This is a genomic window from Pseudomonas syringae, from assembly GCF_000737245.1.
Lineage (GTDB): Bacteria > Pseudomonadota > Gammaproteobacteria > Pseudomonadales > Pseudomonadaceae > Aquipseudomonas > Aquipseudomonas syringae_J.
Window position 1 is genome coordinate 1 of sequence record NZ_JPQU01000030.1, and the last position, 15,478, is coordinate 15,478.

Below are 15,478 nucleotides of genomic sequence, written 5' to 3' on the forward strand. Positions count from 1 at the left end.
CGCTCCCACAGGAGTGATCTCAGTATTGGCGCGACGACGTGGGACTGGCTTTAGCCGGGAAGAGGCCAGTACATCCACCCGATATTTATCGTTTTAAATGCCGCCTTCCCGGCTAAACGGTCCCACGTCGTCAAATTCGCTTGCGAGCAAACATAGAATCTCCCACAGACCTTGGGACACGCCCCACCTAAAGGGCCTCACACCGCAATAAACAACCCTGTTCAGGCAATCAACAGCAATGCTTTGACAGCCAACCAATTCAACAGGTTAGAATCCCTTGGCACGCTGACTGCATGGTCATTACGTACACCCCTCTTTTTATTCGTTTTTCTGTCTGGAGTACCGCCCTTGGATGCTACGACCATCAACAGCCTGTTCTTGATCGGCGCGTTGCTGGTGGGTGCAAGCATTCTGGTCAGTTCGCTTTCGTCACGTCTGGGCATTCCGATTCTGGTGATCATCCTGGCCGTCGGCATGGTGGCGGGCGTGGACGGCGGCGGGATCATTTTTGACAACTACGCCACCGCTTATCTGGTGGGCAACCTCGCGCTGGCCGTGATTCTGCTCGACGGCGGCCTGCGCACGCGGGTTTCAAGCTTCCGGGTGGCACTGTGGCCAGCCTTATCGCTGGCCACCGTTGGCGTGCTTATTACCACGGGCCTGACTGGCATGGCCGCGGCCTGGCTGTTCAATCTGAATATCATTCAAGGCCTGCTGATCGGAGCAATTGTCGGCTCGACGGACGCCGCAGCAGTGTTCTCCCTGCTGGGCGGCAAAGGCCTGAACGAGCGGGTGACCGCCAGCCTGGAAATCGAATCCGGCAGTAACGACCCAATGGCGGTGTTCCTCACCGTGACCCTGATCAACATGCTCGCCAGCGGCCAGACCTCTCTGGAATGGAACCTGCTGGGCCATCTGATCCGCGAGTTCGGGATTGGCGGCATCATTGGCCTTGGCGGCGGCTGGATCATGCTGCAGTTGGTCAACCGCATCAATCTGGCCACCGGCCTGTACCCGATTCTCGTGATCGCCGGCGGTCTGGCGGTGTTTGCCCTGACCAACGCCATCCACGGTAGCGGTTTTCTGGCGGTTTACCTGTGCGGTCTGGTGATGGGCAACCGTCCAATCCGCAGCCGCCACGGTATTTTGCACATGCTCGATGGCATGGCCTGGCTGGCGCAGATCGGTATGTTTTTGGTGCTGGGCCTTTTGGTTACACCTCACGACCTGCTGCCGATTGCGATCCCGGCGCTGGGTCTGGCGCTGTGGATGATTCTCTTCGCCCGGCCGCTGTCGGTACTGGTGGGGCTGCTGCCGTTCAAGGCATTCCATACCCGTGAAAAAGCTTTCATCGCCTGGGTTGGACTGCGCGGCGCTGTGCCGATCATTCTGGCGGTGTTCCCGCTGATGGCAAACCTGCCCAACGCGCAGCTTTATTTCAACCTGGCGTTCTTTATCGTATTGGTTTCGCTGCTGGTCCAGGGCACTAGCCTGCCGTGGGTCGCCAAGTTGCTCAAGGTCACGGTTCCGCCTGAGCCGGCACCGATCTCCCGAGCACCGCTGGAAGTGCATGTCACCAGTGAATGGGAGCTGTTTGTCTATCGCCTGGGCGCCGAGAAATGGTGTATCGGTGCCGCACTGCGCGAACTGAAAATGCCCGCAGGGACGCGTATCGCTGCCTTGTTCCGTGGTCAGCAACTGCTCCACCCGTCGGGTAGTACCACGCTGGAAGTCGGTGACCTGCTGTGCGTGATAGGCCATGAACATGATCTTCCAGCACTGGGCAAACTGTTCAGCCAGGCGCCGCAACGGGGTCTGGATCTGCGCTTCTTTGGTGATTTCGTGCTGGAAGGCGACGCCCAGCTGGGTGCGGTGGCAGCGCTGTACGGACTCAAGCTGGATGGCCAGAACGGCAACATTCCGCTGAGCCAGTTCATCGTGCAGAAAAATCGCGGCGCACCGGTTGTGGGTGACCAGATTGAATGGAATGGAACTATTTGGACAGTTGCGGTGATGGAGGGGAACAAGATTCTCAAAGTCGGCGTCAGATTCCCCGAAGGAAGTAGCCCAGGCCCTGGGTTGTTCCTCTAAACTGCCCTTCTATTCGATCAGCTCGACCGGTGTCTATGTTGCCCCTGCGTACTTTGTTAGCTGCCCTCCTGATCGGCCTGTGCCTTTCTTCTTTCCCTGCTGTGGCTGCCGACCCGCCCAGCAGTGAAGCCGTCCAGCAGAGCCTGGACAAAATCGCCGACCGCAAACTGCCGGATGCCGATCAAAAAGCCTTGCAGCAGGTCCTCGAACAGACCCTGACATTTCTGGCCAGCAAAAAAGAAGACGAACAAAAGCTGGCCGCGCTCAAGCATCAGCTGGCCGAAGCGTCCAAGCAGATCAACGAAAACCAGCGCGAACTGACACGCCTCAAAGGCACCCGGATCATCCCCGTCGCCCAACGCTACGGCAGCCTCGACGTGCCGCAGCTGGAGCAAATGCTCAGTCAGCGCAGCACCCAGCAAAGTGATCTGCAAAAGGCGCTCAGCGATGCCAGCAGCATGGTCATCACCGCCCAGACTCGTCCGGAACGGGCTCAAGCCGAGATCAGCGCCAACCAGACCCGCGTCCAGCAGATCAACTCCACTCTCAAGCTGGGCAAGGACAACGGTAAGACCGTCAGCGCCGATCAACGTAACCTGCTCAATGCGGAGCTGGCGTCGATCAATGCCCTGACCGTTCTGCGCCGTCAGGAACTGGCCGGCAACAGCCAGTTGCAGGATCTGGGTAACAGCCAGCACGACTTGCTGGTTGAAAAAGTCAGCCGTCAGGAGCAGGAAATCCAGGAGCTGCAAACCCTGATCAATGACAAGCGTCGCGCCCAGTCCCAGCAGACCGTCACGCAGCTGTCGCTTGAAGCGCAGAAAGCCGGCAGCAGCAGTCTTCTGGCCACCGAAAGCGCCGCCAACCTCAAGCTCTCCGACTACCTGCTGCGCGGCACTGATCGGCTCAACGAACTGACGCAACAGAACCTCAAGACCAAGCAGCAGCTGGATAACCTGACTCAGAGCGATCAGGCACTGGACGAACAGATCAACGTGCTGCGCGGCAGCCTGTTGCTATCGAAGATTCTCTACAAACAAAAGCAGTCGCTGCCCCACCTGCAACTGGATAAAGGCCTGGCTGACGAAATTGCCGACATTCGCCTGTATCAGTTCGAGGTCAATCAGCAGCGCGAGCAGATGAGCAGCCCGGTTGCCTATGTGGAGAAACTGTTGGCGACTCAGCCGCCGGAAGACATCACCCCGCAATTGCGTAAAACCTTGCTGGACCTGGCTGTCACGCGCAGCGACTTGCTTGAGCGCCTGAACCGCGAACTCAGCTCTCTGCTCAATGAATCCATCACTCTGCAGCTCAACCAGAAGCAGTTGGTGAGCACCGCTAGCAGCCTGCGTTCCACCCTTGATGAACAGATGTTCTGGATCCCCAGCAACAAGCCGCTGGATCTCGAATGGTTCCAGGGCATCTGGCCGCGCCTGGAAAAACAGGTCGCCACCCTGCCGCTGGCCTCAAGTGCCAGCGAACTGAGCGATGGCCTGACCCAGCGCCCGCTGTTGTTCCTGCCCTTGCTGTTGCTGATCGGTGTACTGACCTGGAAACGCAAGGCGCTCTACAGCAAGCTCAACAAGCTGCACGCCGACATCGGCCATTTCAAACGTGACAGCCAGTGGCAGACGCCACTGGCGATTCTGATCAACGTGCTGCTGGCCGTGCCGGTGGCGCTGGCCCTCGCTTTATGTGGCTACGCGCTGCAGATCGATGCTCGCGGGCAAAACGCCAACCTCGGCGAAGCCTTACTGCAGATCGGCCTGGCCTGGCTGGTGTTCTATACCGCGTACCGGATATTGGCGCCGGGCGGCGTCGCTCAACTGCATTTCCGATGGGAAAAGGCCCAGGTCGAATTCCTTCAAGGCTGGATCCGCCGTCTGGGGCTGGTGGTATTGGCGTTGGTTGCCGTCGTTGCGGTCGCCGAGCATCAGCCGGCAGCACTGGCTGACGACGTGCTGGGCATCGGTGTGGTTCTGACCTGTTATGCGCTGATGACCTGGCTGCTCGCCCGCCTGCTGCTCACCAGCCCGACTCATCACAACGCCTCGCTATTCCGCAGGGCGTTAGGCCTGGCCTTTACCGCGCTGCCCGTGGCCCTGTTCCTGGGCGTCTGTTTTGGCTATTACTACACCGCGCTGAAACTCAGTGACCGGCTTATCGACACGCTGTATCTGGTGATGTTCTGGCTGGTGGTCGAAGCCGCCTTCGTGCGTGGCCTGGGCGTCGCCGCACGGCGTCTGGCTTACCAGCGTGCGCTGGCCAAGCGCCAGGCGGCCAAGGAAGCCGGTGACGGCGAGATCGCCATCGAAGAACCGACTCTGGACATCGAACAGGTCAATCAGCAGTCCTTGCGCCTGATTCGTCTGGCGCTGCTGGCCGGTTTTGTCGGGGCGCTGTATTGGATCTGGTCGGACCTGATCACCGTGTTCTCCTATCTGGACAACATCACCCTGTACGAATACACCAGCGGCACCGGCGCAACCATGAGCATGGTGCCTATCAGCCTCGGCGACATGATCGGCGCACTGCTGATCATCGGCATTACGTTCGTGCTCGCCGGCAACTTGCCTGGCTTGCTGGAAGTGCTGGTGTTATCACGCTTGAGCCTGGCTCAGGGCAGTGCCTATGCGACCACGACCCTGCTTTCATATGCCATTGCCGGTATCGGCTTCGTTTCGACCTTGTCGGCCCTTGGCGTTAGCTGGGACAAATTGCAGTGGCTGGTGGCGGCGCTGTCGGTCGGGCTGGGGTTCGGCATGCAGGAAATCTTCGCCAACTTCATCTCCGGCATCATGATCCTGTTCGAACGCCCGGTGCGGATCGGCGACACCATCACCATTGGCAACCTGTCAGGCACGGTCAGCAAGATCCGGATCCGCGCCACGACTATCACCGATTTCGACCGCAAGGACATCATTGTCCCGAACAAGACGTTCATCACCGGACAACTGATCAACTGGTCCCTGACCGACACCATCACCCGAGTGACGCTCAAGCTGGGTGTGGATTACGGCTCTGATCTGGATCTGGTGCGCAGCCTGTTGCTCAAGGCGGCCCGGGATAACCCGCGAGTGCTCAAGGACCCTGAGCCGATCGTCTACTTCCTCAACTTCGGTGAAAGCACGCTGGACCACGAGCTGCGCATGCACGTGCGCGACCTGGGCGACCGAAACCCGGTGCTCGACGAGATCAACCGCTTCATCAATAAAGAATTCAAGAAGCAGCACATCAACATCTCGTTCCGGCAGATGGAGGTTTACCTCAAGAACCTGCACGGCCAGGAATACAAACTGGTGCCTACGGACGAAGAGCCCAAGGCAAGCGGGCCGCTGAAGCTCGAACCTGACCAGCCGATCAAGCCAGCACCTAAAGATGCGCCCGAGCCGCCGGAGTTGCGGTTGGATTAACACAGTGGACCTGGGATGCTGAACCTGTGGGAGCGGTGCTTGCCCGCGATAAGGCTAGACGCGGTTCGGTTTAGAATTGCGGTGCTCTTATCGCGGGCAAGCACCGCTCCCACAGGAACTGTGTGCCACCCGCCATCGCGCTTTTTTGACCTACCACAGGTAACCCAGCAGAATGCTCGGACATTCTGCTGGAGATGGCCCTTGAAAGCCCTCGACGAACTGACCTTCGACAACCGTTTCGCCCGCCTTGGCGATGCGTTCTCTACTTCGGTCTTGCCCGAGCCCATCGCCGAACCGCGCCTGGTGGTGTCCAGCGATGCGGCCCTGGCGCTGCTCGACCTGGATCCCACCCAAGCCGAACTCCCCCTGTTCGCCGAAATCTTCAGCGGCCATAAACTCTGGGCAGACGCCGATCCCCGGGCAATGGTCTATTCCGGTCACCAGTTCGGCTCGTACAACCCGCGCCTGGGCGATGGCCGAGGCCTGTTACTGGGCGAGGTTTACAACGGTGCCGGGGAACATTGGGACCTGCATCTGAAGGGCGCCGGACAAACCCCGTATTCGCGGATGGGCGATGGTCGCGCCGTACTACGCTCGTCGATCCGCGAGTTTCTCGCGTCCGAAGCCTTGTTCGCGCTGGGCATCCCCAGCAGCCGCGCCGCCTGCGTCATCGGCTCCAGCACTCCAGTGTGGCGAGAGAAACAGGAGCGCGCCGCGATGGTCCTGCGCCTGGCGCAAAGCCACGTGCGCTTTGGCAGCTTCGAATATTTCTACTACACCAAGCAGCCTGAACAATTGAAGGAACTGGGCGAGCACGTGCTGGCCATGCATTTCCCCGAGTGCCTTGAGCAGGACGAACCCTACCTGGCGATGTTCCGGGAAATCGTCGAGCGCAACGCCGAACTGGTCGCCAAATGGCAGGCTTATGGTTTTTGTCATGGGGTCATGAACACCGACAACATGTCGATTCTGGGTATCACCTTTGACTTCGGGCCGTTCGCGTTCCTTGACGATTTCGACCAGAACTTCATCTGCAACCACTCCGACCACGAAGGCCGTTATTCCTTCAGCAATCAGGTGCCGATTGCGCAGTGGAACCTCAGCGCGCTGGCTCAGGCATTGACGCCGTTCATCAGCGTCGAGGCGCTACGGGAAACCATCGGCCTGTTCCTGCCCCTTTACCAAACCCATTACCTGGACTTGATGCGCCGCCGTCTGGGCCTGACCAGCGCCGAAGAAGACGACGAAAAACTACTGAGCGGCCTGCTCAAACTCATGCAGAACAGCGGTGTGGATTACACCTTGTTCTTCCGCCGCCTCGGCGATGCCACGGCGGCGGATGCACTAAGCCGGTTGCGCGATGACTTCGTCGACATCAAAGGCTTTGATGCCTGGGGCGCAGACTACCTGGCGCGAATCGCCAGGGAAGACAACGGCAGCCAAGCGCAACGCCAGACCCGCATGCATGCTGTCAATCCGCTGTATGTACTGCGCAACTATCTCGCGCAAAAAGCCATCGATGCCGCAGAAGACGGCGACTACGAAGAAGTCCGCCGCCTGCACAAAGTGCTCTGCAATCCATTCACCGAACAACCAGGCATGGCTAGCTACGCCGAGCGTCCGCCGGAGTGGGGGAAGCACCTGGAGATAAGCTGTTCGTCGTAGGTGTTGGTTTGGGTGCGATGGGATCAGTCTGCGAGGCAGCAAGTTTTGCAGCGTTGTCTGGCTGCTTCTTGGCATCCTTGGTATCCGGGTAGCGATGCCCGGCAAGGATTTCGAATAGGCTCAGGATGCGGAATTCGTCTTGCTTGGCGTTGAGGGGGGCAGAGGCAGGAGCAGGAGCCTTTTCATCCTTGATGACTTTGCTTGCGCTCTGGGGTTGTTTCGCGACAGCGGTCTGCTCTTCTTTTTTCTTTCCGGGCTGCTCAATTCCGGCCAGAATTTCATATAAGTTCAGATTCCGCTCGGTAGGCTTCGCCGGACCTCCATGCTCTTTGATACTGGTAAGAAGCCGTCCTTCGTAGCCTTCGTCATAGCGCGCTTGCTCAATGGCTGGCAAAGCTCTGTAGTGGTCGAGGCATTCAGTCATGAACTTGGGTGCTCGACCACCATTACTATTGGACTCCTGCCAGCCCCGAGCCATTAAACCAGCTCGCCATTGCTCTTCCAGATTATTGCCATGCCGCAAGGCAGCGCACCTTTCGTTGGCTGTATAAGGCCCCTTGTCGTCATAAGCAATCAGTGCAGCCTGTTCGCGGGTAAGCCCTGCGAATGGGTTTTTGGCAGTGGGATCCTGGGCAGCGGCCTTATTGACGTAAATCGTCGCTTGCCGGGCTCGCTCAAGCAGCTCGGGGTCATCGGTTTTCGGGATTTCCGCGTCGTGAAGGGCTTTTTTCGCACTGCTGGATTCAGGCGAGAAGTAGGCAATCGATGAAGTTGCAAACTCACCCAGCTGCTGGCGAGTCATGCTTTTGTCACGGGCCTCGGCGCGAATGGCACTTTCGCCGAGTTGACGGGAAAGTGTGGATACGCTGGCCGTATCGGTCTTAACCGCTGCCGCTTGTGTTGTTTTTTTCAATTCAGTCGCCGAGTATCGCTCTTCGATACGCGCGTTAATAGTGCTTATAGCAACAGCAGTGCAACCAGAAAAACTGACATCACGCATTGTTACAACCTCCTGGAATAATCACTTAATAACAGTGCAACACGCCAGAACACTCAGCACCGCACTGTTATCTGAATAATTAGATATCCATTACCTCAGCTTAAGCTCAACCACCTAAGCATGAGTGGCGTAGCTCAGCTTCATTCGATATACCTATATAAATTTTGTTTTGTCTTCCATTGAAACCTGAAAAAAATATAACCAACCACAAAATCACCCACAACTATCCGAAGGGATAGAATTCAGGTTTCACCCAGCATTTCCGGGCAAATCACGACCTCAAATAAATTCATTTTCAGAAACATCGTTTTCAGTTGTAAGAAGCGCCCTACAAGAACATCAATTTCTACAGAACTAAATATATATCTATCTAACACCACTACCCCCTGTAGGAGCGCGCTTGCCCGCGATGGCGTTGGATCAGGCACTGATTTTTCAACTGAACCACCGCTATCGCGGGCAAGCGCGCTCCTACAGGGTCTATATTCGCTGCAAGACAGCGCTGCGCCAGGTTTACTAAGGGATGTATTACAAAACGCCGTTCAATTAGGGTTATGAAAGTGGTGAACAGCCAACATCCGTTGCGCAGTACAATCCCCCCAACTCACTTCACTGGAGGCCTCATGAGCGAAGCCATGCTGATTCCCTGCCCGCACTGCAACGGGCTTAACCGAATTCCAGCCGAGCGGCTGGGTGATCAGCCCAAATGTGGGCGCTGCAAGCAGCCGGTCTTGCTGAGCAAGCCGTTCGAATTGGGCCAAGGTGATTACGCCAGTCAGATCAAGGGCGATCTGCCGTTGCTGGTGGATGTCTGGGCTGAATGGTGTGGGCCGTGCAAATCTTTTGCGCCGGTGTTCGAACAGGCCGCCGCACAGTTGGCCGGGCGCTGTCGGCTCGCCAAACTGGACAGCGAAGCCAATCAGCAGCTGTCGGGCCAGTTGGGTATTCGCTCAATCCCGAGCCTGATCCTGTTCCGGGACGGCAAGGAAGTCGCCCGCCAGAGTGGCGCGTTCCCGCTGCAACAGCTGCTGGCGTGGCTGAAAAGTCAGGGGATATAGCTCTTTAGACTTTTACTGTAGGACATGTCCTATTCAGCACTTGGGGCGCCACACCCGGGCCTTATCCCCCTACGCTGTGCTTTCCGATGAGCATCAAGGGAAGTACAAGTCATGGCATACGCAGTCAGGGAAGGCGATCCGACCAGCACCGGCGGTTTTGTGATATCTGCCTCGGGCACTCAGCTGATTGAAGAGCGCAGACTCGCGCGGATGGGCGACCCCGTGTGGTGCCCCGCCTGTGAAAAGGTCGGTTACATCGCCCAGGGCAACCCGACCTTTATTGACGAATATGTTGCCGTTGCGACCCATGGCCATGAGGTGCAGTGCGACTGCGACCGTGGGACTCACACCTTGATCGCCAGCCAACAAAGCCATGCGGCTGATATGGATGCGGCTATTGAAATTCCGCCAGATATGGCGACTGAGGCAAAGTTGAGAGCTGAGAAAATGACTCAGGCTCGCAAGGCTGGTTAGCCGACGTGGGACCGGCTTTAGCCGGGAAAGCGGCATTTCTGACGATCCATTATCAGTGACCGCTCAGGCCTCTCCCCGGCTGAAGCGGGTCCCACGACATCTCGCCAATATCGAGATTACACCTGTGCTGCGAATCCAGGCCCAGCGCAGCGGTTCAATCAACTCAAACCTGCGCATTGGTTTCCAGCATATGGTGCAGTTCAACAAACTGCTGAGTCAGCTTGTGTCGCGGCTCCAGGTAGATCAGCGGCATGCAGGCCTGGTGGGACTCGCGCATTTTTACCGAAGCATTCAGGTAAACCGGCAGTACCGGCAAACCCTCGGCGATCAATTCGTCGAGGATCTGCTGAGGCAGGCTCGCCCGCGGCTGAAACTGATTGACGATGATGCCTTCGACTTCCAGCTTCTCATTGTGATCTTCCTTGAGCTCTTCGACTTCCTTGATCAGACCATACAGCGCCTGCCGGGAAAAACTGTCGCAGTCAAAGGGAATAAGCACACGATCTGCCGCGATCAACGCCGAAACCGCATAGAAATTCAGGGCCGGAGGCGTATCGAGATAAATCCGCTCGTAGTCGCCATCCAGTTCATCCAGCAACTTCCTGAGCTTGTTGATCTTGTGCTTGGCCTCAAGCTTGGGCTGCAGGTCGGCCAACTCGGCAGTGGCGGTCACCACGTGAAGGTTGTCGAACGGAGTCTCATAAATGTCGACCTGGTTTTTCTTGGAAAACGGACCGGACGACAGGGTCTGCTTGAAAAAATCGGCGATACCCATGGGGATGTCATCGCCGGTCAGCCCCGTGAGGTAATGGGTCGAATTCGCCTGAGCATCGAGGTCGACCAACAGCGTCCGATACCCTTCATGGGCACTGACCGCTGCCAGATTGCAGGCAATGCTGGATTTCCCCACACCGCCCTTCTGATTGAATACCACCCGACGCATGTAATGACCTCCTTGGTGCCTGAAAACAGTTGGTTAAAAAACATAGAGGCTCTGGAGTCTATGCAAAGCACATGACAAGGGCGAGTGCTTACCTGTTCAGGTGGGGCATTCCGAGCGCAATAGGTAACAATTCCGACCAAAGAGGCAGTATCCACGGACATTTTTCTTTTTTACAAATTGCTACTATTCACCCTCACCGGGATAATGCCCGACACCTGATGAAACACGGATGATGGCTCGCAATATCACCGAGATGTCGTAATAGCAGTAGCCCGCAGGGGCGGGAAGTTAACTCTTGATCACGTTCAACATCGCACAATGGCGCGCCTGGGCTCCCGGTCTGACGAACGTCGAAGATTGGCAGCATTGGAGCCAGCATCCGACTCCTGTGCAGAACAGCGATGAGGCGCCGGACGTGTCGTTCCTGCCGGCCATGCAGCGCCGTCGTCTCGGACGCCTGGCACGCATGGCCTTTGCGGTGGGCTGGCCACTGGCTGAAGGTCATGCACGGCTGCCGCTGGTCTTCGTCTCGCGCCACGGAGAAACACCGCGCACCTTTGAAATCCTCTGCGACGTGGCCGCCAACGAGCCCCTTTCACCAACCCAGTTCAGCCTCTCGGTGCATAACGCCGTGATCGGCCTGTGGTCGATCCTGCGCGGTGAAACCAGCGAAATGACTGCACTGGCAGCCGCCGGTGACGGCCTTGAGCATGGCGTGTTCGAAGCCGCCGCGCTGCTCGCCGAGGGCGCGCCTGCGGTGCTGGTGATCGTGACCGAAGAGCAACCGCCACAAGCCTACTGCGACTGGATTGACGACGTTCCATTCCCGTACGCCGTGGGCCTGCTGCTGACACCCGGTACGGATTGGCAGCTGTCATTGAAACCTGGCGGCGAAACCTTGGCCCGCGCCCAATGGCCACATGCCCTGAACTTGCTGCGAATATTGAACACCGCCCAGAGCGCCTGCGAACACCCTTGGAAAAACCGGTTATGGAATTGGCAACGCAGTCCTTGAACAAAAGGCGCGACGCCTACTACTGGCGTCTACTGGCCACCGCAATGTGTTTTGCCCTGTTCGGGCTGGGTGGGTTGTGCCTGCGTTTGTTCTACTTTCCGTTGCTGCGCTGCCTGCCCGGGAATGCGACTCACAAACGCGATCAGGCCCGACGCACCATCAGCCGTCTGTTCTGGTTTTTCATCCAGTGCATGGCACGCAGCGGCGTCCTGACTTACAAGATCGAGGGTGCCGAGCGGCTGGGACGGCCCGGACAGATGATCATCGCCAACCACCCATCGCTGATCGACGTGGTGTTTCTGATCGGGCTGGTGCGCGACGCCAATTGCGTGGTCAAGCACAGCCTCTGGCAGAACCCGTTCACCTGTGGCCCGGTGCGCTCCACCGCCTACATCAGCAACGACGGCAGCGCCGAGATGCTCGACATGGCCGCCGACGCCCTGCGTGAAGGCCAGACCCTGATCGTCTTCCCCGAAGGCACCCGCACCCAACCCGGTTGCGCCCCGCAATTGCATCGTGGTGCGGCTGCGATTGCATTGCGTGGTGCCTCGGTGATCACGCCGGTCGTCATCCAAGTCAGCCCGACAACACTGACCAAGGCCGAGCCCTGGTATCGCATCCCGTTCAAGCGCGTGCACTTCAGTTTGCGTGTCGGTGCCGATATAGATCCATACACCTTTGCTGAGCTTGGGCCGGCGCCCATTGCGTCGCGCAAGCTCAACGATCACCTGCACCACTATTTCATCAGGGAGCTCGCCTTAGATGAGCGATCTACACAGTGACATCAAACAGCTGATCATCGACGCCCTGGGCCTCGAAGACATCAGCACCCATGACATCGGCAACGATCAGATCCTGTTCGGCGAAGGCCTTGGCCTGGATTCGGTCGACGCCCTGGAACTGGGTCTGGCCATCCAGAAACGTTATGGCATCAAGATCGACGCCGACGCCAAGGACACCCGCAATCATTTCACCAGCGTAGACAGCCTTGCGGCCTTCGTCAGCGCTCGGCAAGCGGCCTGAGGACTGGACATGCAAACCCGTGAAGACATCTTCGAAACCCTGCGCCTGGCGCTGGTTGAGTTGTTCGAACTTGAACCTGAACGAGTCACTCTGCAGGCCAACCTTTATCAGGACCTGGAAATTGACAGCATCGATGCGGTAGACCTGATCGACCACATCAAACGCAAAACCGGCAAGAAGATCGCCGCCGAAGAGTTCAAATCGGTACGCACCGTCAATGATGTCGTCGAGGCGGTATACCGTCTGGTCAACACCGCCGCATGAAGCGGCTGATTGGCCTGAGTCTGTTGCTAGCCGGCGTGCTGTACCCGTTCGCGGTGTATTACGGCAGCGGCCACTTTGCACCCTGGCAGTTCGCATTGCTTTTGGGGGCTTTATGGCTGGGACGTGCGGTGACCGCCGCGAAGCGCCCTGGCACATTGACCACGGCCTTGATTGCTCTGGGTTTCTGCGTGCTTTTGGGGCTGTTCGACAGTCCAGAGCTTCTGCGCTGGTACCCGGTACTGATCAGCGCCTCGATGCTCAGCCTGTTTGGCTTGAGCCTGATCTATGGTCCGCCCATCGTCGAACGCCTGGCCCGCATCCGCGAGCCGGTTCTGCCTGAGGTCGCGATTCGCTATACCCGGCAGGTCACCAAGGTCTGGTGCTGCTTCTTCCTGGCCAACGGATTCATGGCCGCAGCCCTGACACTTTGGGCTCCGCTCACTTGGTGGGCGCTGTATACCGGGCTGATTTCTTACGGATTGATGGGCCTGCTGTTTGCAGGCGAATGGCTGGTCCGCCGCCGAGTCAGAGGCGCGGCATGAAATGGAATGCATGAACCAGATGGTTGTTGACTGGATTGACCCTGAGCGTTTGTTGCTCAACCTGCAGCCAGGCCGCGCGCTGACCCAGGCACCCGAGCTCAACCATGAGCAATTCTGCACCCAGGCCCTGAGCATCGCGGCCGGACTGCAGACGCGCGGGATCAAGCGCCTGGCCTTGCACCTCGAAGATGCGGGCGAGCTGGCGGTTGCCCTGTTTGCTGCGTGGCGAGCGGGCGTCAGCGTTCTCCTGCCCGCCGACTTGCAAGCCCAGACCCGCGAGCGCTGGTCCGGACATGTGGACTGGTGGCTGACCGACCAGCCGGACGACGGCAAGCTGCACGAGCTGCTCGCCGATCCACTGCCGCCAGCCCTGCTGGATCTGGACGCATGCAGCCTGAGCCTGTGTACCTCCGGCTCCAGCGGTGAACCCAAGCTGATCGAAAAACGTCTGCGTCAGCTGGCCAACGAAGTCCAGGCCCTGGAAGACCTTTGGGGCCAGGAACTGGGGGCAGCCTGCATCATTGGCAGCGTCGCGACGCAGCATATCTATGGCCTGTTGTTCCGCGTGTTGTGGCCCCTGAGTGCCGGACGCAGCTTCGTGCGTAGACAACTGCCTTTCCCGGAAGACCTGCAACGTGCCAGCCGCGAACATCCGGCCTTCGCTTGGGTTGCCAGCCCGGCACTGCTCAAGCGCATGGGCGACAACCTCGACTGGCCCTACCTGAGCCAGGTTCGGCGGGTATTCTCATCTGGCGGCGCATTGCCGACTGAGGCAGCCAGCACTCTCCAGCAAAGACTGGGGCAATGGCCCACCGAAATTCTCGGCAGCTCCGAGACCGGCGGGATCGCCTGGCGTCAGGGTGAGAACCTCTGGCAAGCCTTCGCAGGCGTTGAACTGGGGCAGGACGCCGACGGAGCGCTGCGGATCAGTTCGCCTTACATGCCAGCCGGCCACATCGAACAGACTGCCGACGCCATCCGTATGAGTGCTGACGGCCGCTTCGAGCTGCTCGGCAGGCTGGACCGGGTGGTGAAACTGGAAGAAAAACGCATTTCCCTGCCGCTGCTGGAGCAAGCACTGGCGGCGCATGAATGGGTCAGCGAAGCGCGTCTCGGGGTGGTGCAGGAAAACCGCGCCTCACTGGGTGCGCTGCTGGTGCTCAGCGACAGCGGCCTGCATGCCTTGCGCAATCAGGGCCGACGCACGCTGACCGAGACCTTGCGCAAGCACCTGAGCGGCCACTGTGAAGCCATCGCCCTGCCACGTCGCTGGCGCATAGTGCGGCAGTTACCACTCAACGCTCAGGGCAAGCTGCCACAAGCCGATGTGCAGGCACTGCTGCTCAACCCTCGCGGGCAAGAGCCGGAAGTGCTCGGGCAACAACACATTGACGGGGAGTGGCATCTGGAGCTGAGCGTGCCACCTGATCTGGCGTACTTCAGCGGCCATTTTCCGAAAGTCCCGGTATTGCCAGGCGTGGTTCAGGTCGACTGGGCATTGGCAATCGGCAAGCGTCTGTTGGCGCTACCGGTCAAATTTGCCGGTATGGAAGTCATCAAGTTCCAGCAACTGGTACGCCCCGGCGACCGGATCAGCCTGAGCCTGCGTTTCGACGCCGAACGCGGCAAGCTGTACTTCGCCTTCCGCAACGGCAACGCGCCCTGCTCCAGTGGCCGGATATTGCTGGAGGTGGCTGGTGATTGATCTCAAGCACAGCGCAGTACCTGTAGGAGCGAGCTTGCTCGCGATAGGGCCGGGACAGGCTGAACTTCTCTGCAGGCAGAAACGCCGCCATCGCGAGCAAGCTCGCTCCTACAGAAGTCAGGTGTGCCACGCGGCCATCTTTCATATGAGCAACCTTGTGGGAGCGAATTCATTCGCGAAAGCGGTGTGTCAGGCGCAGCTGCTTTTCAAGTCGATCCCCTTCGCGAATGAATTCGCTCCCACACCGGTTTCACCACTGTCAATGATCTGCAAACAGGGCTCCTG

The 15,478-nt window shown here is 58.6% G+C and carries 13 protein-coding genes; 11 read left to right on the forward strand and 2 right to left on the reverse strand.

Annotated elements, in window-relative coordinates; genetic code table 11:
* The first annotated feature begins 348 nt into the window (after window positions 1–348).
* The 3 genes from IV01_RS15000 to selO all read left to right on the forward strand — a co-directional run bounded on the left by IV01_RS15000 (window position 349) and on the right by selO (window position 7,169).
* Complete coding sequence (locus IV01_RS15000) at window positions 349–2,091, forward strand: potassium/proton antiporter (protein WP_032627971.1); 1,743 nt, start codon at window positions 349–351, stop codon at window positions 2,089–2,091.
* Window positions 2,092–2,126: 35 nt separating this feature from the next.
* A complete protein-coding gene (gene mscK, locus IV01_RS14995; RefSeq protein ID WP_032627972.1) occupies window positions 2,127–5,504 on the forward strand; it encodes a mechanosensitive channel MscK in 3,378 nt (1,125 codons plus the stop codon).
* A gap of 201 nt (window positions 5,505–5,705) precedes the next feature.
* Window positions 5,706–7,169 carry a protein adenylyltransferase SelO gene (selO, locus tag IV01_RS14990; RefSeq protein WP_032627974.1) on the forward strand — a complete coding sequence of 488 codons (1,464 nt, stop codon included), beginning with the start codon at window positions 5,706–5,708 and terminating at the stop codon, window positions 7,167–7,169.
* On the opposite strand, the gene IV01_RS25890 is transcribed toward selO, so the two are convergent.
* Window positions 7,108–8,169, reverse strand: a complete 1,062-nt coding sequence (locus IV01_RS25890) for a hypothetical protein (protein WP_050507442.1) — start codon at window positions 8,167–8,169, stop codon at window positions 7,108–7,110. The two genes, selO and IV01_RS25890, sit on opposite strands and share 62 nt — an antisense overlap.
* A gap of 623 nt (window positions 8,170–8,792) precedes the next feature.
* Between IV01_RS25890 and trxC the strand changes: the two genes are divergently transcribed.
* The gene (trxC, locus tag IV01_RS14985; RefSeq protein ID WP_032627975.1) at window positions 8,793–9,227 is read left to right on the forward strand and encodes a thioredoxin TrxC; all 435 of its coding nucleotides are present in this window, start codon (window positions 8,793–8,795) and stop codon (window positions 9,225–9,227) included.
* A gap of 111 nt (window positions 9,228–9,338) precedes the next feature.
* A complete protein-coding gene (locus tag IV01_RS14980; RefSeq protein WP_032627976.1) occupies window positions 9,339–9,701 on the forward strand; it encodes a PAAR domain-containing protein in 363 nt (120 codons plus the stop codon).
* A gap of 163 nt (window positions 9,702–9,864) precedes the next feature.
* Here IV01_RS14980 and IV01_RS14975 read toward each other — a convergent pair whose 3' ends face one another.
* The gene (locus IV01_RS14975; RefSeq protein WP_032627977.1) at window positions 9,865–10,644 is read right to left on the reverse strand and encodes a ParA family protein; all 780 of its coding nucleotides are present in this window, start codon (window positions 10,642–10,644) and stop codon (window positions 9,865–9,867) included.
* Window positions 10,645–10,939: 295 nt separating this feature from the next.
* On the opposite strand from IV01_RS14975, the gene IV01_RS14970 reads away from it, so the two are divergent.
* From IV01_RS14970 to IV01_RS14945, 6 genes are read left to right on the forward strand one after another with little or no spacing between them, the layout of a single operon-like run.
* Entirely contained in the window at window positions 10,940–11,659 is a 720-nt protein-coding gene (locus IV01_RS14970) for a beta-ketoacyl synthase chain length factor (protein WP_032627979.1), read from the forward strand.
* Entirely contained in the window at window positions 11,635–12,441 is an 807-nt protein-coding gene (locus tag IV01_RS14965; RefSeq protein ID WP_032627981.1) for a lysophospholipid acyltransferase family protein, read from the forward strand. The genes IV01_RS14970 and IV01_RS14965 overlap by 25 nt, the downstream gene beginning before the upstream one ends.
* The gene (locus IV01_RS14960; RefSeq protein WP_032627982.1) at window positions 12,422–12,682 is read left to right on the forward strand and encodes a phosphopantetheine-binding protein; all 261 of its coding nucleotides are present in this window, start codon (window positions 12,422–12,424) and stop codon (window positions 12,680–12,682) included. The genes IV01_RS14965 and IV01_RS14960 overlap by 20 nt, the downstream gene beginning before the upstream one ends.
* Before the next feature lie 9 nt (window positions 12,683–12,691).
* Complete coding sequence (locus IV01_RS14955) at window positions 12,692–12,946, forward strand: acyl carrier protein (RefSeq protein WP_032627983.1); 255 nt, start codon at window positions 12,692–12,694, stop codon at window positions 12,944–12,946.
* Window positions 12,943–13,488 (forward strand): membrane protein, encoded by a 546-nt coding sequence (locus tag IV01_RS14950; RefSeq protein ID WP_032627984.1) that lies wholly within the window; start codon window positions 12,943–12,945, stop codon window positions 13,486–13,488. The genes IV01_RS14955 and IV01_RS14950 overlap by 4 nt, the downstream gene beginning before the upstream one ends.
* Window positions 13,489–13,507: 19 nt before the next feature.
* Window positions 13,508–15,193, forward strand: a complete 1,686-nt coding sequence (locus tag IV01_RS14945; RefSeq protein ID WP_418903525.1) for an AMP-binding protein — start codon at window positions 13,508–13,510, stop codon at window positions 15,191–15,193.
* Window positions 15,194–15,478: the final 285 nt, after the last annotated feature.